The organism is Methanocrinis sp., assembly GCF_049974945.1.
Classification (GTDB): Archaea; Halobacteriota; Methanosarcinia; order Methanotrichales; family Methanotrichaceae; genus Methanocrinis.
The window spans coordinates 1-9,892 of record NZ_JBNGCU010000068.1; the positions used below are offsets into that span (position 1 = coordinate 1).

Below are 9,892 nucleotides of genomic sequence, written 5' to 3' on the forward strand. Positions count from 1 at the left end.
GGGGAGGGGCCGATCAGGTCATCAGCTATTTTAAGCTTGGAGGGGATTCGGCCTTCATGGAATTTTCTTTGGAGATCTCCAAGAGCGACAAGTTCAGGCAGGTCTACGCCGTGGGGGCGATGGGCGGACACAGCCCCTACGACTTCAGGATGGCCTTCTACAACGACTCGCCGAAGGCCGTCGTCCAGGACGACGGAAAGCAGGTGAGCGTCATGGAGAGGAAGGTGGAGACGGAGCTGATCCTCTCGCCCCTGGCCGCAAAGGAGCTCGCCGACTGGCTGAACAACCACCTCAAAGAGTACGAGCGCCAGTTCGGAGAGATCAAAAAGCCCGGCGGGAGAAAGGCCGAGCCCGAGCAGTCCGCGCCCATCCAGGGCTACATGTGAGAATGAAGACGAGGATTAGGATGAGAATTAGGATGAGGATGAGAAGGAGGTTTCTATGAAGTCGAAAGAGAAGGTTCTGGTCCACAAGGGGATGGACCGGGTGAAGCGCAAAGAGTTCGAGGAGGCGATCGAGTTCTTCGACCAGGTCCTGGAGATGAACGCCGAGAACGCCGACGCCTGGAACAACAAGGGCGTAGCCCTCTACTCGATGAATAGGCCCGAAGAGGCTCTGGAGGCCTACGACCGGGCCCTGGCCGCCGATCCCGAAAACCTGGAAGCCCTCAGAAACAGGGCCTTCGTCCTCCGGGCGATGAACAGGTTCGAGGAGGCCATCGATACCTACGAGAAGATCGTCTACGACGAGCCCGAGGCCACCGACTTCAGGAACCTGGCCACGGTCCTGGTGGGGATGGGCCGGCTGGAGGACGCCCTGGGAGCCCTGATGGACGCGGCGAACCTGGAGCCGTCGATCGCCATAGAGAGGGAGATCGAGGCCCTGAGAAGGGTGATCATGGAGATCACCATCAGGACGGAGTTCGGAGGGGAGTTCGGTGGAGAGTTCGGCCCGGAAGACGGAGACGGAATTGGAACAGATCGGCCCGAAGAAGGCTGATATAGGGATGAGACAGACCAAGAGGATAATAACGCCAGATCCAGAGCAGATCCAGAGCTAGATCCAGAGCTAGATCTAGATGTAGACCGAGATCAGGGCTGGATCTGGAAACGAGGTTAAGATCCTCCAGAGGAGGGATAGAGCTTGAAAGGTTTCGTAATGATCAACGCAGAGCCGGGGGCCGAGAAGGCGGTCTACGACGCCCTCACCGCAATCCGAGGAGTTCGGGAGGTGGTCCCGGTCTACGGGGAGACGGACTTCATCGCCATAGCCGACGTGGACGGGATCGCCGACCTGAACATGATCGTCCTCCAGGTCCGCGAGATCCACGGCGTCAGCTCCACCGAGACCATCCTGGGGATGGAGCTGAAGTTCTGACCCGCCGGAGCGATCAGAGCTGACCCGGGGATCTTCGGACGGTGACGGTGGTCGCGGGTCTCTCTTCGTCCTGTACCCTCGCGGTCTTCGTCGCCTTTCTGGTCATCGCCGCCGGATCTGCCGCCACCCGGGAGCCGAAACCGATATGAGAGACGAGACGCCCATAAGGTTCGGATAGCCCATGGCCAAGATCTCACCATTGATGGACCAGTACTTCGGGATGAAAGAGAAGTGCGGCGATGCTGTATTGCTATTCCGGATGGGCGACTTCTACGAGACCTTCGGAGGCGACGCCGAGATCGCGGCCCGGGTCCTGAACATCACCCTCACCTCCCGGCAGAAGGACAGAGAGGGAAATCGGATTCCCCTGGCCGGAATCCCCTACCACGCCCTGGAGGCCTACCTCCCCAAACTCGTCGGTGCCGGCTACAAGGTCGCCATCTGCGAGCAGGTGGAGGACCCCAAGAAGGCAAAGGGGCTGGTAAAAAGGGAGATCATCCGGATCATAACGCCGGGGACGATCATCGAGCCCTCCATGCTGGAGGAGGGGTCGAACAACTTCCTGGCGTCGATCTTCGAGGAGGAGGGGCGACTCGGCCTCGCCTTCCTCGACGTCTCCACCGGCGAGTTTCTCGCGACGGAGCTGTTGGCCGACGAGGGGAAGCTCTCCGGAGAGCTGGCCAAGTTTCGGCCCGCCGAGTGCCTCATCCCCCAATCCCTCGACCCCCAACTCCTCGGCGAGGGAGAGGGGGGACGGGTCCAGAGGCTAAAGGACGATCAGTTCGACCGAGATAGGGCCAGGGCCCGACTCTTCGACCACTTCGGCGAGGAGGCCCTGGAGAGGTCGGGCCTGATAGGTATCGACACTGCGGTTAGGGCCTGCGGCGCAGCCCTCTCCTACCTCGAATCGGCCCGGCTTTTGGCCCTCGACCACATCTCTGAGATCAGGCTCTACTCGCCCAAGGAGTTCATGGTCCTGGACGAGACGACGCTTCGAAACCTGGAGCTCTTCCGGAATATCAGGGACCGGTCCAAGAGGGGATCGCTTCTGGAGTTTCTGGATCTGACCAGCACCCCTGGAGGGTCGAGGACGCTGCAGAAGTGGATGAAGACGCCGCTCATCTCCCCGGAGAAGATAGAGGTCCGCCTCGATACGGTGGAGGAGCTGGTCGCAGGCTCCCTTCTGAGGACGGAGATCCGGGATTCTCTCAAGGGGTCCGGCGACCTCGAAAGGGTGGTGGCCCGGACCAGCTGCGGGACGGCGTCGCCCAAGGATCTGGTGGCGCTGAAGTCCTCTCTGGCGAGGCTTCCCCGGATAGGCCAGACCCTGGCGGAGGTCAGATCAAGCAGGCTTCTGGAGCTGAAAGATGGGCTCGACCTCGGCCCCCTAAAAGAGTTGGCCGACCTGATCGGGAGGGCGATCCGGGACGATCCGCCCTCGGCGATCAGGGACGGCGGCATAATCCGGGACGGCTACGACCCCGAGCTGGACGATCTGAGGTCGCTATTGCGGGAGGGAAGGGGCTGGATCTCCCGGATGGAGCGGGAGGAGCGAGATCGGACCGGGATAAAGTCTCTGAAGGTCGGCTACAACAACGTCTTCGGCTACTACATCGAGGTGACCAAGGCGAACCTGGCGGCCGTTCCTGCCGAGTACATAAGAAAGCAGACCCTGACGGGCGCCGAGCGGTTCATCACCCCCGAGCTGAAGGAGATGGAGGCCCGGGTCCTCTCGGCCCAGGAGAGGGCCTCATCCCTGGAGGAGGAGCTCTTCCTGAAGATCAGGGCCGAGGCCGCCGGCCGCGGCCGGGAGATCCAGGAGAGGGCCGCGGCTCTGGGCGAGCTGGACGTCTTCGCCACCCTGGCCTTCGTGGCCGCCGAGAACGAGTTCTCGCGGCCCAGGCTGAACAGCGAGGGGGAGATCTCGATGAGGGAGTGCCGCCATCCCATCCTGGAGAGGGCGATGCGGGGCGGTTTCGTCGCAAACGACGTCCACCTCGACGGGCGAGGCAACCGTTTTCTGATCCTGACCGGGCCGAATATGGCCGGAAAGTCGACCTACATGAGGCAGATCGCCCTAGCCGTCGTCCTCGCCCAGATGGGGTCCTTCGTCCCCGCCGCCTTCGCCTCGATCTCCCCAGTCGACCGGATCTTCACCCGGGTCGGGGCCTACGACGACCTCTCGGCGGGCCAGAGCACCTTCATGATCGAGATGACGGAGCTGGCGAAGATCCTCTCATCCGCCACCCCCCAGAGCCTGATCCTCCTGGACGAGGTCGGCCGGGGGACGAGCACCTTCGACGGCCTGGCCATCGCCTGGTCGATCACCGAGTACATCCACAACAAGGTCCGGGGAAAGGCGATCTTTGCGACCCACTACCACCAGCTCACCCAGCTGGCCGGGGTCCTCTCCGGGGTCGAGAACTACAACATGGCGGTGAAGGAGGAGGGGGATTCGGTGGTATTCCTCCGGACCGTCGTCCCGGGCGCGACGGACCGAAGCTACGGGATTCACGTCGCGAAACTGGCGGGCGTTCCCGAGGAGGTGGTCGCAAGGGCTAAGGAGATCCTGAGAGAGATCGAGCGGGAGGCCGTTATCGAGCCCCTGGGAAACGGCGGCAGGTCCAGGAAGAAGGGCCCCAAGTACACCCAGCTCATCTTCTTCGATCAGCCGAGGGCAGGGCAAGGTGAGGTCGGAGAAGGAGGGGGAGAGGACGAAGAGGTAGAGAAGGTGGGCAGTGGCGGATTGGCGGCCGAAGGCGGCGAGCTCCTAAATGAGATCAGGGACCTGGACCTGGACGCCCTCACCCCCCTGGAGGCGCTGAATAGGCTCTCGGAGTACCAGAGGATGCTGAAGGAGGCGAATGGCCCGAATTAAGCTCCTCGACCGGGACGCGATCAACAAGATCGCCGCCGGAGAGGTGATCGAGAGGCCCGCCTCCGTGGTCAAGGAGCTGATCGAGAACTCCATCGACGCCGGGGCGACGAAGATCCTGGTGGAGGTGATCGAGGGGGGAAAGGGCCTGATCAGGGTCACCGACGACGGCTGCGGCATGGACAGAGAGGACGCTTTCATCGCCTTCGAGAAGCACGCCACGAGCAAGATATCGGGATCAGACGACCTGGATCGGATATCGACCCTGGGGTTTAGGGGCGAGGCCCTCTCCAGCATCGCGAGCGTGGCTCGGTCCGTCGAGGTCGTCACCAAGGTCAGGTCCGAGGATCTGGAGGTGACGGGAACCCGCCTCAAGATCGAGGACGGCAATATCGTGGACGTGAGGGATGCCGGATCGCCCGCCGGGACTAGGATCGAGGTTAAAGACCTATTTCGGAACGTCCCCGCCCGGCGCAAGTACCTGCGAAGCGGGAGGGCGGAGCTGGCGAGGATCGTGGACGTGGTCACCTCTTACGCCGTCATCAACCATTCCATATCCTTCGATCTCTTCAGCGGGAAGAAGACTCTCTTCAAGTCCGTCCGCTCCGAGAGCTGGAACGATCCCATCCTCAGGATCCTGGGAAGCGATGTCGCTCGAAACCTGATACCCATCGAGGCCAAATCGAAGCTCGTCTCCATCTCCGGCGTCGTGGGAAGGCAGACGGTCACCCGGAGCAGCCCGGACTGGATCATGAGCTACGTCAACGGAAGGCCGATCAGGTCCCGGGCCCTCTCCGGGGCGGTCAATGAGGCCTACAGGACCCTCCTACCCACAGGAAGATACCCCATCGCCGTCTTATCCCTGCAGATCGACCCCTCGATGGTGGACGTCAACGTCCATCCCGCCAAGATGGAGGTCAGGTTCCTGAGGGAGGAGGAGATCGTCGGGATGGTCACCGAGCTGATCCGGCTCGCCCTCGCCAAGGCCGAGGAGAAGGAGTCTGGCCCCGGGCAGATGAAGGCCCTCCAGCGGACGGAGATCGGGGTCTCGGAAGGTGAGGGCGGCGATCTGGCGGCCGAGCAGAGGCCGGAGTCCGCCGGGGAGGGCGAGGGACACGCCGCCGCAGTCGACCTCCAGAGGACCCTTCCCTTCACCTCTGGAAGAGAGAGGCTGGAGCTGGAGGTGGCGACGCCGGGGAGGCTGAGGGTCCTCGGCCAGGCCCTGAAGCTCTACATCGTGGCCGAAGGACCCGAGGGGCTCGTCCTGGTGGACCAGCACGCCGCGGCCGAGCGGATCAGGTACGAGACCCTGGCCAAAAAATACGCCTCCGGCGCCATATCCCAGGGGCTGATCGAGCCGGTCACCCTGGAGCTATCGCCGAAGGAGGTGGTGATGCTGGAGGACTGGGGAGAGGTTCTGGCGGAGATGGGCTTTGAGATCCATCCTTTCGGCGGACGCGCCTACCACGTCCGGTCGGTCCCGGCCACGGGCTCCCGGCTCGAAAGCCCCCAGGCGGTCCACGACGTATTGAGGGATCTATTCGCCCTGGGCAAGGTGGGAACCGAGGCGACGGCAAAAGACGAGATCCTTAAGCTTCTCGCCTGCCGGGGCTCGATAAAGGCCGGCCACGAGATGGCCTGGAAGGAGATGCACGACCTCTTGCGAGAGCTATTCGCCTGCGAGAACCCCAAGACCTGCCCCCACGGAAGGCCCACCACGGTCACCATATCATCTGTCCAGCTGGAGAAGATCTTCGGCCGGAGATAGAGCTTTTTTTATCCTCCGGGGCCTACCCCCATCCATGGATCTGGAGGGATTTGCCAAGAGGGGCCTCTCGAGAGATGACCCCGATATCGAGGCGAAGCTGGCCGATGCCATCGTCGAGGTGAAGGGCGATCGGATTTCGAGGGCGTATGCTGAAAAGCTGGCTGAAGCCGTCCTGGAAGAGGCCAGGGCGACTTTGAACCCGGAAGGCGACGTCTTCGAGCTTTTGGACTCGGGGGTGACCATGGGCGACTTCGGCGTCGGGTCCAGGGGGCTCGGCGACTTCTACGCCCACGAGAAGATCGCCGAGGTGATCGGGGAGACTGATGCCGTCGTCGACTCGCGCCAGCTCGACGACTCCGGAGCCGTGGAGGCCGGAGGAAAGTACCTGGTCCTCTCCGTCGACGGTATGCACTCGCGGCTCAGCGACTACCCCTTCCTGGCGGGCTTTCACGTGACCAGAGCGACCCTGAGGGACGTTTTGGTCATGAGGGCGCGGCCCGTCGCCATGTTCTCCGACATTCATTTGGCCGACGACGGCGACGTCAGCCGCCTCTTCGACCACCTTGCGGGGATCGCGGCCGTAGGAGAGCTGACCGATGTCCCGCTCATAACCGGGTCCACCCTTAGGATCGGGGGGGACATGGTGATCGGAGATCGGCTCACAGGCTGCGTGGGGGCGGTGGGGGTATCAGACAGTCTATCGCCGAGGAAGGACGCCGCCCCCGGCGATCTCATCCTCATGACCGAAGGGGCCGGAGGAGGGACGATCTGCGCCGCCGCCCTCTATTACGGCTGGCACGATGTCGTCGATGAGACGATCAACGTGAAGTTTCTGGAGGCCGCCGCCGCCCTCCTGGAAGCCGATGTCGAGATTCACGCCATGACCGACGTCACCAACGGCGGGATCAGGGGCGATGCCAAGGAGATCTCGAAGACCGCCGGGGTGAAGCTCATCTTCGAGGAGGAGAGGATGGCAGGGCTCGTGAACAGAAGGGTCCTCGATATGCTGGAGGCTCTCGAGATAGACTATCTCGGGGTCTCGATAGACGCCCTCCTGGTGATCGCCCCTCCAGCCTCAGCCGAGGAGATAACGAGGGTGGTCAGGAGCACCGGGGTCGAGATCGAGAGGATTGGAAGGGTCGAGGAGGGTCTCGGAGTCGAGCTTCACGCTCGAGACGGAATAAAGGATTTCGAGCCCCGGTTCCGGGAGTCTGCCTACACTCCCATAAAGAAGGCGGTGGACGAGGGGCCCCTTCGGGAATTCGCCGAGATGAGGGAGAAGGTGGACCTGGCAGCCGAGAGAGCGATCGCCAAGAAGAGGCGGTTTGTCGATAGGATCAGGAGCGAGAGGTAGGGCGGATCTTGAACTCATCGGGATTATGGCCCTCCCCTCTTAAACTGCGGAAAGCCGGATGCAGGGAAATCGCTATAAGCTATAGGTGCGCAGATAATCGATATAGGAAAATACGATGGCCAAAACTATCGAAGACGTGAACACTCCCACCGGGAGAACCGAGTGGTGATCTCTTGGTCTTGATTGAGGATCCTATCTACCGCGCTTACCTGCACAAGCTCGTGGGGGAGGAGGGGCTCCAGATCGTCGAATGCATGCCCGAAGAGGAGGTCACCGACGAATACGTCGCCGAGATCTCGGGGGTCAGCCTGAACACCGTCCGAAGGACCCTTTACCTGCTCTATGAACACCGGCTGGCCAAGTACAGGAGGGAGAGGGATCCTGAAAGCGGGTGGCTGACCTACCTCTGGACTTTGTGCACCGATAACCTCGACAGGGCCCTCGAGTCGGAGGTTCGAAAGCTCCTGAGGAAGCTCGATCAGCGGCTAAGTTATGAGAAGAACAACATATTTTATGCGTGCGTCAGCGGCTGTGCCCGCTTCGTCTTCGACGAGGCGAGCGAGAACAACTTCGTATGTCCATTCTGCGGAGCGGGCCTGGAGTACATGGACAACGACAGAATCGTGACCACGATCGAGAAGAGGATGGCGGATCTGACTGCAGCCCTGTGATATTTAAGATCACTCTGAAATTATAACACCTAAAGATTCTCGGGATCGTTTCCCATGACCGCCGTCCACCACCATCGGGACATGTCCGCGAGGTCGCGGCTGAACATGCCGGAGAGCCTGTACTCCCCGGACCTGATGGCGATCAGTCCAGCGCCCAGAAGCTTGTTTCTCATGAAGTAGAAGGCGGACCTGGATATCTCCAGATCCTCCATTATCCGTTTCCAATCCCTGGCCTTGAGAGGTTCTCCATTCAGCTGCCCCTCCTCGACCATGTTGAGGAAATCCCTGCCTCGGCGGGCCGTCTTCTCGTCCTGGAAGAGGCGGAGCATCAGCTCAAGGTAGGGATCCTTGGAGTGGCTGATCCAGTGTTCCGATTTGGATCTGATCTTCAGGGTGGTCGCAGTTCTTGGAGCGTTCTTGACCAGGGTCATGAATCGCTGGCAGCTGCGGTGGCGTTTAGAACGGTCCTGACTAGGTCAGCATACTCCTCTTTAAGGATGTAGACCGTTGGCAGACGGTAGGACTTCTTGTGCGCCCTGAGGATTCCTAGCTTTGAACATATATATCCCAAGAGCGATGCCACGACTTTGCGTGAGGTCTCGAACTGCTCTTTGACCGCCTTGTAAAGAGAGCTTACGGTAATTTCGCCAGATTCGAGGATCACTCCCAGAACGAAACGCCGTCTTCCATCCGTGTCCAGGTCGAGGAACTGGACCAGACGGCTGGCGATCTCAGATTGCATCGAACTCATATCACATCACCACCGTCCAAGTACATGCGGACAGCGAATTGCGGCCTGGCAATATATATCTTGCCATAATGGAGCTGCCCTTCGGCCATTTTACGCATCCCGGCGGCGCCAGCCGGATCGGAGCCGGTCGAGGGGCCCAGGCCTTCAGCTTGCCCCAACTATAAATAACCATAGAATATCATAATATATAAGGCATTGGTATTTGGAATCTCTTTGGAGCTCGACGGCTTTCCGCCGCAGAAGAAAACGGTGGAAAGTCAAATAAGTCCAAGAGATCATCGGATGGGAATTGAAGGATTCGAGGGAGGCGAGACGGTTGAGCGCGCCGGGGAACGGGTACGGTTTCGAGGAGGATTTTGCCGATCTGATCGAGCTGAACGGCTATAGGGTCGGCAAGGCCACGAGATCCAAAGATGGCGGATCGGAGATGATGGCCACCAGGACCGACGAGGTGGGCCACTCGATCACCTACATTTTATACTGCAAAAAATCCGAGTCATCCGTCGACGAGGCCGACGTCGAGAGGGCCGCGAGAGCTCGGGAACGCCATCCTGGAAGCATCTGCGTGGTCGTCTCTCCCACGGCAGGCTTCTCTCGATCTGCTGCGGATCTGGCCGAGAGGCGGGGCATCAGGCTCTGGGGTCCGCGAGAGATCGAGCAGCTCGGAAGAAACGTCACCGAGAAGAGGAGCCTGCGGCACAGAGAGGCGGCCGAGAGGTCAGACTTTAGCAAGAAAAAAAATAAGAAGGCCAGTCTCGCCGCAATGCTCATCATCCTATTCATCGCCGCCCTTTGGCTTTACGGCTTCAGGCCCGAACACATCCAGAATCACATCATGGATCTGGCCGAGAGGGGCGGTCTCGGCGACCACGACATTGCAGAGATCTACAGGTCCCAAGCCCCGATCCTCCGCGATAAATTCGAGAGTATGATCGCTCACCTCCTGGAACTGCACAAGGCTTAACAACCTTCCAGACCAGAGGTGCAAACTACATGCTGAGATCCAGGTTTTGCAGACGATGGAGCCAGGCGGTGAACTCTTGTTAGACCCGGATCGCTGGTACAAGAAGGGCGCCGCCGACTACAGCTCCGGCTC

At 60.9% G+C, this 9,892-nt stretch carries 10 protein-coding genes; 8 read left to right on the forward strand and 2 right to left on the reverse strand.

What is annotated here, in order from left to right:
• From ACP5EL_RS07485 to tfe, 7 genes are all read left to right on the forward strand, one after another.
• Positions 1 to 386 (forward strand): DUF3467 domain-containing protein (locus ACP5EL_RS07485; RefSeq protein WP_428401894.1); only part of this gene is annotated, 386 nt, incomplete at its 5' end.
• A gap of 55 nt (positions 387 to 441) precedes the next feature.
• Positions 442 to 999 (forward strand): tetratricopeptide repeat protein, encoded by a 558-nt coding sequence (locus ACP5EL_RS07490; RefSeq protein WP_428401895.1) that lies wholly within the window; start codon positions 442 to 444, stop codon positions 997 to 999.
• 144 nt (positions 1,000 to 1,143) lie between these two features.
• Positions 1,144 to 1,377, forward strand: coding sequence for an Lrp/AsnC ligand binding domain-containing protein (locus tag ACP5EL_RS07495; RefSeq protein ID WP_428401896.1), 234 nt, complete (start codon positions 1,144 to 1,146; stop codon positions 1,375 to 1,377).
• 181 nt (positions 1,378 to 1,558) lie between these two features.
• On the forward strand, positions 1,559 to 4,255 hold the full coding sequence (gene mutS / locus ACP5EL_RS07500; protein ID WP_428401897.1) for a DNA mismatch repair protein MutS: 2,697 nt from the start codon (positions 1,559 to 1,561) through the stop codon (positions 4,253 to 4,255).
• On the forward strand, positions 4,242 to 6,020 hold the full coding sequence (mutL, locus tag ACP5EL_RS07505; protein WP_428401898.1) for a DNA mismatch repair endonuclease MutL: 1,779 nt from the start codon (positions 4,242 to 4,244) through the stop codon (positions 6,018 to 6,020). The genes mutS and mutL overlap by 14 nt, the downstream gene beginning before the upstream one ends.
• A 34-nt stretch (positions 6,021 to 6,054) precedes the next feature.
• On the forward strand, positions 6,055 to 7,374 hold the full coding sequence (locus tag ACP5EL_RS07510; RefSeq protein ID WP_428401899.1) for an AIR synthase-related protein: 1,320 nt from the start codon (positions 6,055 to 6,057) through the stop codon (positions 7,372 to 7,374).
• Between the two features lie 173 nt (positions 7,375 to 7,547).
• Positions 7,548 to 8,045 (forward strand): transcription factor E, encoded by a 498-nt coding sequence (gene tfe / locus ACP5EL_RS07515; RefSeq protein WP_428401900.1) that lies wholly within the window; start codon positions 7,548 to 7,550, stop codon positions 8,043 to 8,045.
• Between the two features lie 29 nt (positions 8,046 to 8,074).
• On the opposite strand, the gene ACP5EL_RS07520 is transcribed toward tfe, so the two are convergent.
• Both ACP5EL_RS07520 and ACP5EL_RS07525 read right to left on the reverse strand, forming a co-directional pair.
• A complete protein-coding gene (locus ACP5EL_RS07520; protein WP_428401901.1) occupies positions 8,075 to 8,476 on the reverse strand; it encodes a hypothetical protein in 402 nt (133 codons plus the stop codon).
• Positions 8,473 to 8,796 (reverse strand): DUF2551 domain-containing protein, encoded by a 324-nt coding sequence (locus ACP5EL_RS07525; protein WP_428401902.1) that lies wholly within the window; start codon positions 8,794 to 8,796, stop codon positions 8,473 to 8,475. The genes ACP5EL_RS07520 and ACP5EL_RS07525 overlap by 4 nt, the downstream gene beginning before the upstream one ends.
• Positions 8,797 to 9,085: 289 nt before the next feature.
• Between ACP5EL_RS07525 and ACP5EL_RS07530 the strand changes: the two genes are divergently transcribed.
• Positions 9,086 to 9,760 carry a restriction endonuclease gene (locus ACP5EL_RS07530; protein ID WP_428401903.1) on the forward strand — a complete coding sequence of 225 codons (675 nt, stop codon included), beginning with the start codon at positions 9,086 to 9,088 and terminating at the stop codon, positions 9,758 to 9,760.
• The last annotated feature ends 132 nt before the right edge of the window (positions 9,761 to 9,892 follow it).